Annotated in this window: 15 protein-coding genes and 1 other RNA gene; 3 read left to right on the forward strand and 13 right to left on the reverse strand. The window is 61.8% G+C overall.

The features are described 5' to 3' along the window. Positions 1–53: 53 nt before the first annotated feature. The 6 genes from trpB to ABDX79_RS03360 all read right to left on the reverse strand — a co-directional run bounded on the left by trpB (position 54) and on the right by ABDX79_RS03360 (position 8,408). A complete protein-coding gene (gene trpB / locus ABDX79_RS03335) occupies positions 54–1,274 on the reverse strand; it encodes a tryptophan synthase subunit beta (protein WP_346218815.1) in 1,221 nt (406 codons plus the stop codon). A 2-nt stretch (positions 1,275–1,276) separates the two neighbouring features. Continuing rightward, the gene (locus ABDX79_RS03340; protein WP_463671100.1) at positions 1,277–1,948 is read right to left on the reverse strand and encodes a phosphoribosylanthranilate isomerase; all 672 of its coding nucleotides are present in this window, start codon (positions 1,946–1,948) and stop codon (positions 1,277–1,279) included. 95 nt (positions 1,949–2,043) lie between these two features. Then, the gene (gene hrpB / locus ABDX79_RS03345; RefSeq protein ID WP_346218817.1) at positions 2,044–4,506 is read right to left on the reverse strand and encodes an ATP-dependent helicase HrpB; all 2,463 of its coding nucleotides are present in this window, start codon (positions 4,504–4,506) and stop codon (positions 2,044–2,046) included. Between the two features lie 5 nt (positions 4,507–4,511). After that, positions 4,512–5,177 (reverse strand): ATP-binding cassette domain-containing protein, encoded by a 666-nt coding sequence (locus tag ABDX79_RS03350; RefSeq protein ID WP_346218818.1) that lies wholly within the window; start codon positions 5,175–5,177, stop codon positions 4,512–4,514. After that, entirely contained in the window at positions 5,174–6,874 is a 1,701-nt protein-coding gene (locus tag ABDX79_RS03355; RefSeq protein WP_346218819.1) for an ABC transporter permease, read from the reverse strand. The genes ABDX79_RS03350 and ABDX79_RS03355 overlap by 4 nt, the downstream gene beginning before the upstream one ends. A 313-nt stretch (positions 6,875–7,187) precedes the next feature. Beyond that, positions 7,188–8,408 carry an ABC transporter substrate-binding protein gene (locus ABDX79_RS03360; protein ID WP_346218820.1) on the reverse strand — a complete coding sequence of 407 codons (1,221 nt, stop codon included), beginning with the start codon at positions 8,406–8,408 and terminating at the stop codon, positions 7,188–7,190. A 237-nt stretch (positions 8,409–8,645) separates the two neighbouring features. On the opposite strand from ABDX79_RS03360, the gene ABDX79_RS03365 reads away from it, so the two are divergent. Continuing rightward, a complete protein-coding gene (locus tag ABDX79_RS03365) occupies positions 8,646–9,401 on the forward strand; it encodes an SDR family NAD(P)-dependent oxidoreductase (RefSeq protein ID WP_346218821.1) in 756 nt (251 codons plus the stop codon). 98 nt (positions 9,402–9,499) lie between these two features. On the opposite strand, the gene ABDX79_RS03370 is transcribed toward ABDX79_RS03365, so the two are convergent. The 5 genes from ABDX79_RS03370 to ffs form a co-directional block, all read right to left on the reverse strand. Next, entirely contained in the window at positions 9,500–10,144 is a 645-nt protein-coding gene (locus tag ABDX79_RS03370) for a nucleoside/nucleotide kinase family protein (RefSeq protein ID WP_346218822.1), read from the reverse strand. A gap of 15 nt (positions 10,145–10,159) precedes the next feature. After that, a complete protein-coding gene (gene recR / locus ABDX79_RS03375; protein WP_346218823.1) occupies positions 10,160–10,765 on the reverse strand; it encodes a recombination mediator RecR in 606 nt (201 codons plus the stop codon). Between the two features lie 50 nt (positions 10,766–10,815). Further along, positions 10,816–11,139 (reverse strand): YbaB/EbfC family nucleoid-associated protein, encoded by a 324-nt coding sequence (locus tag ABDX79_RS03380; RefSeq protein ID WP_346218824.1) that lies wholly within the window; start codon positions 11,137–11,139, stop codon positions 10,816–10,818. 6 nt (positions 11,140–11,145) lie between these two features. After that, on the reverse strand, positions 11,146–13,182 hold the full coding sequence (locus ABDX79_RS03385; protein ID WP_346218825.1) for a DNA polymerase III subunit gamma/tau: 2,037 nt from the start codon (positions 13,180–13,182) through the stop codon (positions 11,146–11,148). 478 nt (positions 13,183–13,660) lie between these two features. Beyond that, positions 13,661–13,758, reverse strand: an RNA gene (ffs, locus tag ABDX79_RS03390) — signal recognition particle sRNA small type. Between the two features lie 75 nt (positions 13,759–13,833). Here ffs and ABDX79_RS03395 point away from each other — a divergent pair. After that, positions 13,834–14,256, forward strand: coding sequence for an HIT family protein (locus ABDX79_RS03395; protein WP_346218826.1), 423 nt, complete (start codon positions 13,834–13,836; stop codon positions 14,254–14,256). Beyond that, positions 14,253–15,200 carry an NAD(+) diphosphatase gene (nudC, locus tag ABDX79_RS03400; protein WP_346218827.1) on the forward strand — a complete coding sequence of 316 codons (948 nt, stop codon included), beginning with the start codon at positions 14,253–14,255 and terminating at the stop codon, positions 15,198–15,200. The genes ABDX79_RS03395 and nudC overlap by 4 nt, the downstream gene beginning before the upstream one ends. Before the next feature lie 12 nt (positions 15,201–15,212). On the opposite strand, the gene ABDX79_RS03405 is transcribed toward nudC, so the two are convergent. Continuing rightward, the gene (locus ABDX79_RS03405) at positions 15,213–16,151 is read right to left on the reverse strand and encodes a prephenate dehydratase (RefSeq protein WP_346218828.1); all 939 of its coding nucleotides are present in this window, start codon (positions 16,149–16,151) and stop codon (positions 15,213–15,215) included. Beyond that, positions 16,148–16,882, reverse strand: a complete 735-nt coding sequence (locus ABDX79_RS03410; RefSeq protein ID WP_346218829.1) for a 3-deoxy-manno-octulosonate cytidylyltransferase — start codon at positions 16,880–16,882, stop codon at positions 16,148–16,150. Before ABDX79_RS03410 ends, ABDX79_RS03405 begins: the two co-directional genes overlap by 4 nt. Between the last annotated feature and the right edge of the window lie 15 nt (positions 16,883–16,897).

Genomic DNA, 16,897 nt, shown 5'->3' on the forward strand with positions numbered 1-16,897 from the left:
CGATATGCCATCACGCCCGCAGCTCGAAGCCAGGCATAGACATCGCTGTCAGGCTACATCTCGACTCCGAGATGCTTTGCCGCCGTGTGCACATCCTTATCGCCGCGACCGCAGAGGTTCATCAGGATAATCTGATCCTTGTCCATCTTCGGTGCCCGCTTGACGACTTCTGCCAATGCGTGGGCTGGTTCGAGGGCCGGGATGATCCCTTCGGTGCGGGTCAGAAGCTGGAACGCATCGAGCGCTTCGGTGTCCATGATCGGCACATATTCCACGCGCCCGGAGTCCTTCAACCAGGAATGCTCAGGTCCAATCCCCGGATAGTCGAGCCCTGCGGAGATCGAATGGCCTTCCTTGATCTGCCCATCGGAATTCTGAAGCAGATAGGTCCGGTTTCCGTGAAGGACGCCCGGCGAGCCGGCCGTGAGCGAGGCACAGTGCTCCTCGCCGTCGAGCCCCTTGCCGCCGGCCTCGACACCGACCATTGCAACATCCTTGTCATCAAGGAACGGGTGAAACAGGCCAATCGCGTTGGAGCCGCCGCCGACAGCTGCAACCAACAGGTCCGGCAGCCGTCCCTCAGTGGCCTGCATCTGCTCTTTCGCTTCCTTCCCGATAACCGACTGGAATTCCCGAACGAGTTCCGGATAGGGATGCGGCCCGGCTGCGGTCCCGATCAGGTAATAGGTCGAATCGACATTCGTAACCCAGTCACGCAGCGCCTCGTTCATGGCATCTTTCAGCGTGCCATGGCCGGACGTTACCGGGATCACCTCCGCTCCGAGAAGCTTCATCCGGAAGACGTTCGGCGCCTGCCGCTCGACATCGGTCGCGCCCATATAGACAACGCATGGCAGGCCAAAGCGCGCGCAGACGGTGGCGGTCGCGACGCCGTGCTGGCCCGCGCCGGTCTCCGCGATGATCCGCGTCTTGCCCATCTTGCGCGCGAGCAGGATCTGTCCGAGGCAATTGTTGATCTTGTGCGAGCCCGTGTGGTTCAGCTCATCGCGCTTGAAATAGATCTTCGCGCCGCCGAGTTTTTCCGTGAGGCGCTCGGCGAAATAGAGCGGCGACGGGCGGCCTGTGTAAGTCGCGTTCAGGCCATCGAGCTCGCGCTTGAATTCCGGGTCGGTTTTCGCGACCTCCCAGTGCTGCTGCAAATCGAGAATCAGCGGCATCAGGGTTTCGGCGACGAAACGGCCGCCGAACATGCCGAACCGTCCCTCTTCGTCCGGGCCGGCGCGAAACGAATTAGGCGTTAAAGGCTGGTTCATCGTCACAATTCTCCCTGCAACTCGTCTTCTCCGATCCGATCGAGCGCGTCGAAGAAACGCTGGATGCGGCCGATGTCCTTGATACCGGGAGCGCTTTCCACCCCCGAAGATATGTCGAGACCCGATGGACGCGCAACGCGGACCGCCTCTTCGACATTGTCGGCGTCAAGACCTCCGGAGAGCATGAAGGGGATACTCCGGTCAAGCGCGGCCAGAAGCCGCCAGTCGAAGGAGACGCCATTGCCGCCCGGCAGGTTCGAGCCCCTCGGCCGCTTGGAGTCGAGCAACATGCGATCGGCGACGCCGAGATAGGGCGTGATCCGATCGAGATCATCGATTTCGGCGACGGGAAGCGCCTTCATGACGGACAGACCGGTCGCGCTCTTGATCTCCAGAACGCGCTCCGGGCTCTCGCGGCCATGAAGCTGTAACCAATCCGGCGCGACCTGCGTGACCAGCCGATCGATTGCGGCATCATCCGGATCGACGGTCACGACGACGGTCTGAGCCCGGCCGCCGACATGGCGCGCCAGCTCGGCCATGTGCTCAATCTCCACATGGCGCGGGCTCTTCTCGAAGGAGACGAAGCCGACATGGCTCGCGCCGCGCGCAATTGCAGCGTCGATCGTTTCAGGCGTGGAAAGGCCGCAGATCTTGATGTCGAATTTGCTCATCCAGGTCATCCCATCATGTATGCGTCGCCGGTAGCACCTTGGTTGGCGTCTTTGCAAAGGTCGCTCAAAATGACGCGAACGAACGCAATTTTGAATTAGCCGGATTTTCGCTTTGCTCTTGCCGTTGGTGCCGCATTCGCAGGGTCCTCCGGCCACTCATGTTTAGGGTAGCGGCCGCGCAGATCGGCGCGCACGTCCGACCACGAACCTGACCAGAAGCCCGGAAGATCGCGGGTGATCTGGATGGGGCGATGGGCCGGCGACAAGAGTTCGATGGTCAACGGCAAGCGGCCCTCCGCGATCGCCGGATGGCTTTTCAGGCCGAAGAGTTCCTGCACGCGGATCGAGAGAACCGGCGCATTCTCTTCGTAGCGGATCGGATGGCGATTGCCCGTCGGCGCTTCGAAATGGCTGGGCGCGAGATCGCTCAGTCGGCCCTGCATCTGCGGCGGCATCAGCGCGGTCAAAGCCTGAAACAGTTGGCTTTCGGTGATGTCACTGAGAGCGGACGCTCCCGGAACGAAGGGAGCCAGCCAGTCGTCCAGCGAAGTGTGAAGCGCGATGTCGGACAGATCCGGCCATCCGTCCGCGTCGGCTGCGGCAAGGAACCGCAGGCGGCGGAGCAGGCGCTCGCCCTCCTTTCCGAAGGGCAGCGTGTGAAACGGCAAAGTCTTGAGGCCATCCATCAGGGCGCTCGTTGCGTCCGCACCGCTGGGGCTCGGAAGCGGTTTCTCCGACAGGATAATCCGGCCAAGCCGTTCGATGCGCCGCGCACGAACCGCCCTCGCCTGCCTGTCGAAGATCAGCACATCCTCGGTCTCGCCGCGTTTCCTGAACGCGTCTGAGAGGGCTTCCTCCGAAAGCGGAGCTGCCGATAGAATGCGACCCGCCCGTCCCCCGCCTTGCAGCTCGGCGACGACGAGCGCGCGGCTCTTCGCCAGCGCTTCGACGGGATCAATCTGTCCGCCGCGACCATTGGCAAGAACATAGGAACCGGGTGCGCCGCGCTGGACCGCGACGCGATCTGGATAGGCGAGCGCAAGGAGTGCGCCCGGTTCATCGTGCACGTCCTCGGAAGCGGTCTCGTGCCTTGGTGCATTGTCGGCGATACGGCGCGCGAGATGGTCGGCGCCCTTTGCGCGGGGACCTTTCTCTCGCGCGAAACGGCGCAGCCTCTCCGAGAGGTCTGCGTCATTGCCGCCGAGACCCCGCTCGGTGAGGAGAATGGCAAGTCGAGCTGCCGTCAGCCGGGCATGGCAGGGCGCAGCTGCGACCATGCGCGCGAGACGCGGTGGCAGGGGCAGAAAGCGCATCGCATCGCCGGTTGCCGTCAAGCGGCCATCCTCATCGAGCGCGCCGAGTTCTTCCAGGAGCTTCCTTGCCTCGGCCAAGGCGGGCGCTGGCGGCGGATCGAGAAAACCGAGTTCGGAAGGATCGGCAACGCCCCAGGCCGCGCAATCGAGAACCAGACCCGATAAATCCGTCCCGAGAATCTCAGGCGGATCGTACGCTTCAAGCGACGCGGTTTGCTCGGCCCGCCACAGGCGAATCGCGATGCCGGGCTCAGTCCGCCCCGCCCTGCCCGCGCGTTGATCGGCCGAAGCCTTGGAGACACGCACGGTTTCGAGGCGTGAGAGCCCAGTCGCCGGTTCGAAGCGCGGCCTGCGGGCAAGTCCCGAATCGATGATGACGCGGACGCCTTCGATCGTCAGCGATGTCTCGGCGATCGAGGTCGCGAGCACGATCTTGCGGCACCCATCCGGTGCCGGCCGCACGGCCCGATCCTGCGCGGCGCCTTCCATCGCACCAAAGAGAGGCGCGACAACTACGTGCTCCGGAACGTGTCCCTCCAGCCGCTCCGCCACGCGTTCGATCTCGCGCTGGCCGGGAAGGAATGCGAGGATACTGCCGATTTCGCCCGCAAGCGCTTCACGGATCGCGGATGCCACGGCATCCTCGATTCGTTCGGTGCCCGGATGCTCGCGATAACGAATAACCACAGGGAATGCCCTGCCCGCGCTCTCGATCACTGGTGCATCGCCGAGCATACTCGCAACGCGCGCGCCATCGAGGGTCGCCGACATGACGAGAAGCTTCAGATCCTCACGCAACGCCCCTTGGACATCGAGGGCGAGGGCAAGGCCGAAGTCGCCGTCGAGGGAGCGTTCGTGAAACTCGTCGAAAACGACGCAGGCAATCCCCGACAGTTCGGGATCGCCGAGGATCATGCGGGTGAAAACCCCCTCCGTAACGACCTCGATCCGGGTTCGCGTTGTGACTTTGGTGTCGAGGCGCATGCGCCAGCCGACGGTTTGCCCCACCTCTTCGCCCAGAATGTCCGCCATGCGTCTTGCGGCGGCGCGGGCAGCGAGGCGGCGCGGCTGGACGAGAATGATCTTGCCGCCCGCAGGAATGATCCGATCGAGAAGAAAGAGGGGCGCGAGTGTCGTCTTGCCGGCACCGGGAGGGGCAACGAGAACCGCCGCGCCTTTTTCTCCAAGCGCTGCCGTTAGTTCCGGCAGAATTTCGGTGACGGGAAGATTTGGAAGATCTCGCACAGGTTCTATTGCCTCGCAGGCGCGATCTCGACCAGAGGGCCGCCTGCCGCCTCGGCGTCCTCGCGATCATGGGTCACGAGAAGCGCCGGAATCTCCCGCTCCCGCACAAGACCGAAGACGAGATCACGCATGGATTTGCGCAAGGGCGCATCTAGGCGCGAAAAGGGCTCGTCGAGAAGCATTGCCTTTGGTTCGGCAAGAAGTGTGCGCGCAAGCGCGACGCGGGCGGCCTGCCCGCCCGACAGCGTTGCCGGATCACGGTCGAACAAACCTTCGAGGCCGACGCGGGTAAGCATTTCCTCGGCTTTCTCCCTCCGTTTTCGTCGTCCTGCCAGCCCTCCCGGCAGGGCAAAGAGAAGGTTCGAACCGACAGACATATGCGGGTAGAGCAATGCGTCCTGAAAGAGGAGCCCGACCGAACGCTGCTCCGGCCGTTTCCCTTCAATCGGGGTGCCGTCGAGAACGACACGCCCCTGCGCTTCGAAGGCCGGGTCGAGGAAGCCAGCGATATAGGCAAACAGCGTCGACTTGCCGGAACCCGACGGGCCCATGACGGTCAGGACTTCGCCGGGTGCAATCAGCCGATTGATGTCGAGCAGGGTTCGTCCGTCGAGACGAATGCAGACATTGGCAAGGCCAAGGCCCCGGTGGCTTTTCGTGATTTCACTCATGCGCCCTCCATGCCCCGTCTTCCGCGAAAGACCAAGCCGGGTAGAAGGCTGGCGGCAAGGAAGACCAGCGCCGGAATGATGGTCTGCAGGAGCGCGTAGACCCCGATCACTCGGCGGTTGCCGCCGGAGGCAAGCGCCACGGCTTCGGTGGTGATCGTCGTCAGACGTCCCGCCCCGATCAGAACGGTGGGCAGATACTGGCCGACCGAGACGGCGAAACCGATCGCGAAGGAGGTCAGGATCGATGCGAGCAGAAGCGGAATCCGGACGCGAAAAAGTGCCCCGAGGGCCCCATGTCCGAGACTGGACGCGACGACATCATAACGAGGGTCCAGCGCGTACCAGGGCCCGACCAGGGCAAGGGCGACGTATGGGGCAACGAAGATAAGATGAACCGCTGTCAGAAGTGTCAACGACGGCTGGATGCCTGACGCCACGACGAGAATTTGCAGACCGAAGACGAACGCGATCTGCGGAACGATCAGCGGCAGGTAGAGAAGCCCCGCAATGAGCGACGGCAAGACAGGCCGTTCACTCGCAAGGCGTGGCACAGCGCGGCGATGCGCTTCGAGCATGATGACGACGGCGATAAGTGCGATGATGCCGGAGAGGCCTGCCACGATCGCAGTCGTGGTCAACGGATCTTCCACGCGCGGCAGCGCCCGTTGCCAGGTATTGAACGAATAGGATGGTGGCAAAGGGTCCGGAAATCCCCAGAAGCCGGCAAAGGACCACAGGCAAAGCATTGCCAGCCCGAGAACCAACGAAAGACCTGCCAGCACGACCGGAACGGAAGCGACTGCGCGAAGCCCAAGATCGCTGGCATGCCGGCTTCCGCGTGCCGCGATGATCTCGCGAAGTCTGGCGCCGAGACGTTCGAGAACGATCCAGCTGATGAGCGCTGCAGCCGTCACGACCAGCTGAAGGATTGCACCAGCGGAGGCGAGGAAGCGCATGGAAAGATCGGGATCGCCCATCCATTGAAGGAGCCGGACCGCAAGCGTCGGGGGGACCGACGGTCCGAGGATCAGAGCGACATCGATGACCGAGGAGGCAAAGGCGACGACGGCAAGCACCGGAAGCCTGATCTGACGATAGATCGCCGGCCAGACCGTGAGAAGGAACGCGGCCATCCGTCCATAGCCGAGAGAGCGGGCCAGAACCGTGCGCCGTTCCGGGTCGGCCTGCGGCAGGGCGGCGAAGGCGACGAGAAGAAGAAACGGCACCTCCTTGGCGATGAGGCCGGCCATCATGGATAGGCCGAGCGGATCGCCGACAACGAGAAGATCCGGTGGCGTCGTCAAGCCAAGTGGCAGCGCCACCAGCCGGAAGATCAGGCCGGACGGGGCAATCAGAAAGACAATGCCAAAGGCAGCTGCCGCATGGGGAATGGCAAGAAGCGGGCCGAGGCTGCGGCGCGCGATCCGCATCGGTTTCGTGCCCGCGAATGCCGCCAGAAAGAGCGCAACCGAGATGACCGAGGCGAGAGTCGTGACAAGCGCTGTCGCAAAAGACAGCATGCTGGAGCCGAGGAGACCGTTTCGGGACAGGAGATCCCGAAAAGGATCAAGAGTGAGCTCATTTCCGCCGAGCGCCGGGAGGTAGCCGAACGCCGGCAGGACGACGCCAGCTATGCCGATGAAGACCGGCAAGGCCAGAAGCGTGGCGATCAGCCAGGGGATAAGGCGAACAAACAAAGGGCAAGCTTCCAGGGCACCAAGAATGGCGCGCGGCTATTTCGGGGCTCGTAAGCCGCCATGAACGAGATCGGACAAGAGCTTTGGAGACCTTGGAAAGAAGAAAGGCACGATGATCGCCGGTGTCTTCGAGGCGAAGACAATGTGCGCCCTCCCCGGCCTGACATGGATCCCGTCACTCAATCCGGTAATCGTGTCGAGGCCTATCGAGACGAAGCGGCGTACAAGCGAGCGGCCTTTCGGGTCGTGCTCCTCAACAGCAAAAATGCGGAACTCGTCAGGTGACGAGTTCCGCATTTGCCACGCGCTCGCGTCAGCTGCCGTAGCGCTTAAGCCACTGGTCCTCGATGCGCGTCATCCATGACGGGTGCGGTTCGGGAAGCACAGGACCAAGCTCGTCGGGCCCGAGGGTCGCGACGCCGCGATCGATCGCCTCAAATTCCTGACGCTGCTCGTCGGTCAGCTTCTCGACATCGAGGATCGTCGGGTCACCCCAGATTTCCGGGCGTTCTTTGCGGATCTGCGCTTCGGGCGACATCAGGAAATTGGCCACGACCTTGGCTGCTTCTTTCGAGCCCGAATTGTAGGGGATCGCGACAAAGTGCGTGTTACCAAGCGTGCCGCCGGAAAAGACGAAGGACCGCACAGTGTCGGGCAATTCGAAATTGGCGATCGCGTTTGACGCTTCTGCGGGGTTAAACGCGAAAATGATGCCGAGCTCGCCATCGGCCAGAAGCTGTTTCATTGCCGGATAGTTTTGCGGGTAGTCGCGGCCCGAGCGCCAAAGAACCGGCTGAAGTTCGTCGAGATAATCCCAAAGGGGCTTCGAAACCTCATCGAAGTTCACTTCGTCGACGGGCTTCTCCAGAACACCTCGGTCTTCGATGGTGTCCAGAAGCACCTGTTTCAGGAAGCTCGACCCCATGAAATCAGGCGGAGCCGGGTAGGAGAAGTGACCAGGATTAGCCTTTGACCATTTCAGGAGTTCCGCCGTCGAATCCGGCATGGTGTCGAGATCACCGAAGCGGGCGGGATCGGTGAAGAAGACGAACTTCGCGCCGCCCCAGGGGCTTTCCTTGCCATCGGTCGGCACCGTGAAATCGGTGGTGACACTCGGATTGTCCTGATCGACGAGGGACCAGTTCGGCAATTCGGTCGCAAAACCGTCGGCAAGCAGGCCCTGCTCCTTCATCGAGGCGAAATTCTCGCCATTGATCCAGATGAGATCGATGCCGCCATCATCATCACGGCCGGCGGCCTTTTCGGCAACGACCTGGGCCACGGCATTCGCCGTATCGTCGAGCTTCACGTGTTCGAGCGAAATATCGTATCGCTCCTCCACCTGAGTGCCGACCCAATCGATGTAGTCGTTGATATTCTGCGAGCCGCCCCAGGCGTTGAAATAGACCGTCTGGCCCTTGGCCGCTTCGAGCGTTTTCTGCCACTCACCGCTCTCGTCGGATTGAGCATACGCGTTTGCGCTAAGTGCGCCAAGCAAAACCGCCCCAAGAAGGGCTGCCTTCAAGATCTTCATTCGATTCCGTCCCCTTTCATCCAGCGAGACGCGCACGCAAGCGCCCTGCTGATGTCTTCGTAATCCTCATGTCCGACATTACATACGTAGCGGAATATGTCGCGGACGCTCTTTCATCCGCAATTCGGTCGTCTTCGGTTCTCGCCATCCATGCGCGGAAGGAGTATCGACGACGAGGGCCGGTCGACCGTGCCGGACGATCGAGTGAAATCCACAGTCCTTCCAGGAGATTGCGCCATGTCGCAAACGCCGCGTGATGAACGTAAAACGCTTGTCCTCACCGGCGCGTCGCGTGGCATTGGCCATGCAACCGTCAAGCGGTTCTCCCGGGAAGGCTGGCGGGTCATCACCTGTTCGCGCCAGGAGTTCGCGGACAACTGCCCTTGGCCTGCTGGACCGGAGGATCACATCCGCGTCGATCTCTCGGACCCGGAAGACGTCGGCTTCGCTGTTTCGGAAATTCGTCAGCGATTGAGCGCAAATGGTTCGGCGCTGAATGCCCTCGTGAACAATGCGGCGATTTCTCCGAAAATGGAGGGTGGCGCGCGAATGGATTCCTTCAAGACGCCCATGCACACATGGCGTGACGTCTTTCAGGTAAACTTCTTCGCGCCGATCATGCTCGCTCGTGGGCTGTTCAAGGAACTTGAGAACGGCAAAGGTTCGATCGTCAATGTGACCTCGATCGTCGGTAGCCGGGTGCATCCATTCGCCGGCACCGCCTACGCCACCTCGAAAGCCGCGCTCAATTCGCTGACGCGCGAGATGGCGGCCGATTTCGGTCCCGCCGGCATCCGGGTAAATGCGATCGCGCCGGGCGAGATTGAGACCGCCATCTTGTCACCTGGCACCGAGAACATGATCGGCGACATTCCCCTGCGCCGGCTCGGCCAGACCTCGGAGGTGGCGGACGTGATCTATTTCCTGTGCTCCGATCAATCGTCTTATGTGACCGGCTCGGAATTGCACATCAATGGCGGCCAGCACGTGTGACCGATGCGGCCGGGACGCTTATCAAAACCTGCGCAGACCGAACTTGTGTTTGAAATTCTTCATCGCGAAACCATCGAACAAGTTTCGCTGGATCGGGATCAAGCCTCGGTAGGCCTGATGATGAACGTCTCCTCATCGCCCCTCCCGTCCTTCAGAACGAGCCTCACATTCGGCAGATCGTTGTCTTCCATCTTCGCCCGGAAGGCCTCACCCTCCAGCCCAAGTCCGACCCATCTGGCGGTCAATCGCTCCTTTAGAACGGTCTCCGGTTCATCAAGATAGGCCGATAGATCGAAAAGTTCGCGCAGCGGGGTCCAGTCGGGATTGTCGAGCAACAGGTAATTGCCTTCGACCACGATAATCGGTGTCGTCTTCTCGATGATCCGGGCCCCTGCGCGGGCAATCTCGATGGAGCGATCGAAGACGGGTGATGCGACGAAAGCTTCGTCGTTACGCTTGAGCCGTTCGAGCGCGGACCGAAACCCTCCGATATCGAACGTATGCGGTGCGCCCTTGCGCGGGCGATGACCACGCTCTTCGAGCACGATGTCGTCGAAATGGAAGCCATCCATGGGCAGGACGGCAGCGCTTCCGGCCTGGTCGCGGTTGAGCGTCTCGACAAGCATCTCGGCGAAGGTGCTTTTGCCGGAGCCCGGAGCCCCGGCGATCGCGACGATGGTGCGATGCGAGCGATCCAGATTGCGAATCATCTCGATGAATTCGTCGGGCGAGATCGTCGTCATCCGATATCCCTCCGGTTAAAGCGCTGTACGAGAGCGCATGGCTGCGGATAGAGTGCCTTCATCGAGATAATCGAGTTCGCCGCCGACGGGCACGCCATGGGCAAGGCGCGTCGCGCGCACGTCGAGACCTTCGAGCTGGTCCATCAGATAGTGTGCCGTCGTTTGTCCCTCCACGGTGGCATTCACCGCGATGACCAATTCCTTCACCGCGCCCTTCGAGACACGGTCGACGAGCTGGCGGATGGTCAGATCCTCCGGCCCGACGCCTTCCAGGGGCGAGAGGACGCCGCCGAGCACGTGATAGGCTGCGTTCAGGGCCTTCGCGCGTTCCAGAGCCCACAGGTCCGATACGTCTTCCACGACAACGACGACCGACTGATCGCGGGTCGGATCACAGCAGATCGTGCAGGGATCACTTGTATCGATATTGCCGCAAACAGAACACTCGCCGACCTTGTCCAGCGCATCAGCCATGGCGGCGGTGAGCGGCCGCAAGATCGGCTCCCGTTTTTTCACGAGATGAAGCGCCGCTCGCCGCGCGGATCTGGGTCCAAGCCCGGGGAGCTTTGCGAGAAGCTGGATCAGCCGCTCGATCTCCGGCCCGGCAATCGTCTTTGCCATCAGATGCGGGCCTGCCGTTGGCGTGTGTGGTCGAAAATCGGGGACAAGGCTTAGAACGGAAGCTTCATGCCCGCGGGTAGCCCGAGGCCAGACGTCATCGCCTGGGTTTTTTCCTGAAGCGCAGCATCGAGCTTCGTCTTGGCGTCGGTATAGGCCGCAACAACGAGATCCTCGACGATGTCCCCTTCATCTTCCTTCAGAAGAGAACGGTCGATCGACAGGCCGGTCATTTCGCCTTTGCCGGTGAGCGTCACCGAAACGACACCGCCGCCCGACTGGCCCGTAACGGCCATTTCGGCCATTTCTTCCTGAAGGCCTGCCATCTTCTCCTGCATGGCTTTCGCCTGCTTCATGATGTTCAGCATGTCTTTCATCGAAACTCACCTGTCTTCGCTGTCGTCGTCATGATCGGAGTAGGCTCCGTCGCTTTCGCCGATATCGTCGCCGTTTCCCCGATAGTCCAGCCCCGGCTCAAAATCATTCATGTCCGCGAGATCGTCGGGCGCAGGCTCCAGGCCTTCAGAGAGATCGGCGACCGCCTCCTCCGCCACCATGTCGCCGCGCAACCGGACATCGGCAATCTTGGCCCCGGGAAACGCCTTGAGGACCGCCGCAACCGCCGGGTCCTGCTCCGCGTCGCGCAACAGGGCCAGGCGTTTTTCTACCCGCGTCTCTTCAAGCGTCTGTCCAGCGACCCCTCCATTCACTGTCACAGTCCAGCGCGCGCCGGTCCACTCGTGGAGCTTGCGCATGAGTTCGCCGGCAAGCGCTTCCGGCGCCTCGTCCGTGACGCCGATTTCGAGGCGGCGCGAGCCAATGGATTTCAGCCGGACATAGCGGCGGATCCATGCCTCCACACGGGAATCGCGATTGGACTTTGCAAGCTCGGCAAGCGCCGCGAGATCTGCAATTTCGATCTCAGGCGCGTTTGGCTGGCTCATCGGCTGTTGCTGGGGAGCGGGTGCGGGCGCCGAACTGGTTGCGAGCGAGAGCGGGGCCCGGGCGGGGCGTGTGGCCACCGCAGCTGTGCGGCTCGGGCTGGAATTCGGGGCCGACATCGATTGCGCCGTGGGCGCTGCTTCGGCGCGAACCGGTTGCGCTACTCGAGCGATCGTTGGATCGGATGCCGGGGAGCCGTTAGAATGCGGTTGGGCAGATGATCCGGCTGCGGATGTCTCGGCGGAAGATCCGGCCTCTGACCTTTGCGATTTTGGTGACGGCAGACCCTCGGCGCTTCCGCTCTTCAAGAGGCGCAGTAGGTCGTCCGGCGACGGCAAGTCGGCAGCATGGGCGATGCGGATCAACGCCATCTCCGCCGCCTGACGCGGCGAATCGGCATTGCGGGTTTCTTCGAGCGCCTTCAGCAGCATCTGCCAGACTTGGCCGAGGGTGCGCGCGGACAAGCTCTTGGAATAGGCAAGCCCGCGCTCGGCCTCGTCGGGAGACAGAACGGCATCTTGCGCCGCTTCCGGCGCGTATCTGAGCGTCGTGACCAGATGGGTGAAGTCGGCAAGATCGCCCAGAACGATCGCCGGATCGGCGCCCACGGTGTATTGATCGCGAAGTTCGGCGAGCGCCAACGCCGCATCGCCTTTCATGACAAATTCGAAGAGGTCGATCACGCGGACCCGATCGGCGAGGCCCAGCATGTCGCGCACGGCCTCCGCCGTGACGGCCCCTGCCCCGTGGGCAATCGCCTGATCCGTCAGCGAAAGCGAATCGCGAACAGAGCCCTCGGCGGCACGGGCGATGAGCCGAAGCGCATCGTCCTCGATCTCGACATTTTCCTTGCCCGCGATCTGCTTCAGGTGTCCGATCAGCGTTGCCGGCTCGACGCGGCGCAGATCGAACCTCTGGCAGCGGGACAGGACAGTGATCGGGACCTTGCGGATCTCCGTCGTCGCGAACACGAACTTCACGTGCTCGGGCGGTTCCTCGAGCGTCTTCAGCAGGCCGTTGAAGGCCTGCGTCGAAAGCATGTGGACCTCATCAATGATATAGACTTTGTAGCGCGCCGAAATCGGGCGATAGCGGACCTGCGCGATGATCTCCCGAATGTCGTCGATGCCGGTATGGGACGCGGCGTCCATCTCGACGACGTCCACATGGCGGCCTTCCATGATCGCCTGACAGTGGATGCCTGGTTCCTGCATGTGGATCGTCGGCTGATCGATCTCCTCGGTCTCGTAGTTGAGAGCACGAGCGAGGATGCGGGCCGTCGTCGTCTTGCCGACACCGCGAACACCCGTAAGCATCCAGGCCTGGGCGATCCGGCCTGTTTCGAACGCATTGGTGAGCGTCCGAACCATCGGCTCCTGCCCGATGAGGTCGTCGAAGGAGTGCGGCCGGTATTTTCGAGCGAGAACGCGGTAGGCGGCGGCCGGCTCAGCGGCTTCGGTGACAGACGTGTCGCTCATATTTTGCCCTGTCCGCGAAATTTATGAAGTGCCGACCGCATATGGAAGACTGTGCCATTGGGAACCGGGTCGCGGCCCTGAAGCACCGGTTTCGGTTCGGCGCAGGCCATGCCCCGCATCATCCCGGATGTATCAAGATCGCAGCCTAATCTCAAATCCAGCCAAACCGTAATCCTGCTGCTTCGCCCAGGCCAGAGGCTTAGCTGGCGGGCGTTCCTCATCGCTTGTCACACTGAAACTATTTCTCCGCTGCGGGCCTGCTCAAGCCAGTCGAAATCAATCACGAAATGGTCGAAGCCGATGATCAGAGTTTCATCGTCCTGGGCGCGCCGAACCGACCTGCTGCCTGTGTCAAAGGGGTGTCGGAGAGATGCGTGAGATCGCCGATAAGATCCGCGCGACCACGCGGTCGGCACCGCACAACGCCTTCCCTGTCTTAATGACAGGCAGGCGATCGTCATTCAGCTGATGTGATGAGGTGGGAGGCTGGCACGGTGACCCGTGCCGAATCTCGTTGGGGCTGCTTCCTTCCGGACCTGACCCGGTTGGCGAATGGCTCGTCCACCACCAACCTCCCGACCTCCATATCGCTGATGAGTGCCCTAATTGCAAGGAGGGTCGGGCAAAAGTTGGCGCGGTTGCGGGGATAAAATGACAGCGACGAAACGGTTCGAACTGCATCCTCGATTGGAGGCAGACAGCTATCCGATCAAGAAGTTGGGCCTTTGCGAGCTGCGGCTCATGGACGACAGCCGCTGGCCGTGGCTGCTGCTCATACCGCGCAGACCGGATATCGTCGAATTCTTCGATATGACGAACCTCGATCAGACCATGCTGAGCTTCGAACACGGTCTCGTCGCGGAGCCCTTCAAGAAACTCACAGGCTGCGACAAGTTGAATCTCGGCATCTTGGGCAATGTCGTCCCGCAGTTCCATTCTCATATAATCGCCCGGTCCGAAGGCGATTCGAACTGGCCTGGCCCCGTATGGGGCTATGGCGAGCGGGTACCCTACGAGCCGAACGTGGCAAAAGCCTTTGTCAGCGATATCGTGAAAGCCATACTGCCCGCATGACGACACCCATCGACGACCGGACCGATGCGCGCGACGTGCCGATCGGCTTTACCGGCAATACGCTCGACCGGCGCACGGAAGAACGCTGGAACGGTGAGCTCGAAGCAGCGATCGTCCATCCATCGGCGCGCTTTTTTTTGCATTCGGCTTCGGGCTTTCTGAGCGACATCAGCGGCGAACGCCCCGATCCGGCCTTCAGGCGCGAGGTGGCGGAAACGCTCGGCAAGCTGGCCCATCCGAACACCGTCCTTCTCGGATATGATGCTGCACAACACCCGGTTCTCGCCGTACCGATCTTGGATTGCATCGCGCTTCCGGAAACGGTCAAGACGATCGATCTGCGCTCGTATGCTTCGCAAGGCGTGCTGGACCCGGAGACTGAAGGCCGCCTTGCACAGGCTCAGCATTTGCTTCTCTGGCATGGCGACAACCGGTTCTGCTCCAAATGTGGCGGAGAAACCGAAGCCCGTCTCGCCGGTGCCAATCGACAATGCACCCGGTGCAACACGATCGTCTTCCCCCGGATCAACCCGGTGTCGATCATGCTGATCCACGACGATGCAGGTCGGTGCATCCTTGGGCGCCAGCCGCATTTTCCTGCCAGTTCGTGGTCATGCCTCGCCGGTTTCGTCGAAGCGGGTGAGACGCTGGAGGGCGCCGTTCGCCGGGAGACCGTGGAAGAAGCCGGCATCGAAGTTGGCAAGGTTCGATATCGCTTTAGCCAGCCCTGGCCCTTTCCCGGTAATCTGATGCTCGGCTTCACGGCCCGGGCGCTGAGCGGAGACGTTCGCTTTGATTCGAACGAACTCGAAGCCTGCCGCTGGTTCGAGCGGGATGAAGTCGCGCTGATGCTGGAACGCCGGCACCCGGAAGGGCTGGTCGTGCCGCCCCCGCTTGCCATTGCGCATCATCTGATCCGCGTCTTCGTGGAAGAGACGGGATAGGTCGTGCTTGCCCTACCCGTCGATCGCGACCATCGCCTCGCGGTTGGTCGCGGCCGGGTAAACACCGAGATTGCGATATTCGGCTGTAAAAAAGCGAAGCTCCTCAAGCGCTCGGGCAAGGGCCGGATCGTGCGGATGGCCTTCGACATCGGCGTAAAAAAGCGTTGCCGAGAACGTGCCGCCGAGCTGGTAGGACTCCAGCTTGGTCATGTTGATGCCGTTCGTCGCGAAACCGCCGAGCGCTTTATAGAGCGCTGCCGGGATGTTCTTCACGCGGAAGACGAAGGTGGTGACCACGTTGCGGCTGATATAATTGCGCCCGCCTGCATCCAGGGTGGCATCACGTGGCGCCCAGAGGCTGAGGCGGCTTTCCTCTATATCAGCCAGGCCCTGATTGGCCGGGTTGGCGAGAACGACGAAGCGCGTCACATTGCTTGCTTCGTCCTCGACATTCTTCTCGATGATGTCGAGGCCGTAATATTTGGCTGCGAGAGACGGCGCGAGGGCAGCCTGATGGCGATTGCCTGATTCCGAGACCTCGCGGGCCGCACCCGCCGTGTCGCCTGAGACCAGAGGCTTCCAACCGTTGCGCCGCAGGTATTTGCGACATTGGCCAAGGGCATGGATGTGGCTTTTGACCTCCCGGATGTCCTCGCGTGCAACGCCCGGCAGGGCCATCAGCTGAAAATGGATCGGCATGAAATATTCGCCGACGATCTGAAGCTCCGAATCGGGCATCAGGAGGTGAATGTCGGCAACGCGGCCCGCCAGCGTGTTCTCGATCGGAATCATGCCGAGCTTGGCTTCACCGCTGCGCACCGCGGCGAAGGCATCGTCGAAGGACGGGCACGGCAGCGGGGTCATCGCATCGCCATAGACCGTCTGGCAGGCCATGTCGGAATTGGCGCCCGGTTCACCCTGGAAGGCGATTTTCGGCTTGGTGTCGCTCATGATTGGACGTCCAAAATTTTGCGCGCCTTCTCCAGATGGTCGTGGGTATCGACGCCGAGCGGAACGGTGCTGACGATTTCGGCATCGATTCGCATGCCGGCCTCGAGCGCGCGCAGCTGTTCCAGTTTCTCACGCAGCTCCAGGGTCGAGGCACCGAGCGCGACGAATCGCTCAAGGCTCGAACGACGATAGGCGTAGATTCCGATATGATGGTAAAGCGGTCCATCGCCCCATGGGGCGGTGGCACGTGTAAAATAGAGGGCCCGAAGCCGTGAGGCGAGGATCGGTGTTCCGACGATCTTCACCACATTGGGATCGGTTTTTTCCGGCACGTCAGTAATTTTCACGCCGATGGTTGCGATGTCGCAACCCGGATCTTCGAATGGAGCAATCACGGCCTTGATGGTCGAGGTCTCGATCGTCGGGAGATCGCCCTGGAGATTGACCACCGTTTGGACTTCGGCCTTCGGGTCGAGCGAGCGAAGGGCTTCGTGGATGCGGTCGGAGCCGGACGGATGATCCGCGCTGGTCATGACGGCTTCGAAGCCGGCCAAGCGCACCACCTGAGCGATTTCGGCGTCATCGGTCGCCACGGCGATCCGGCCAATATCGGCCTCACGAGCGCGTTCCGCCACGTGCACAATCATCGGTTTGCCCGCGATATCGGCCAGCGCCTTTCGCGGGAGCCGCGTCGAGCCGATGCGGGCGGGAATGAGAACAAGTGTCGTCATGATCAGAGCTGTTCG

Origin of the sequence: Fulvimarina fulva, assembly GCF_039652615.1 — a bacterium.
GTDB lineage: Bacteria > Pseudomonadota > Alphaproteobacteria > Rhizobiales > Rhizobiaceae > Fulvimarina.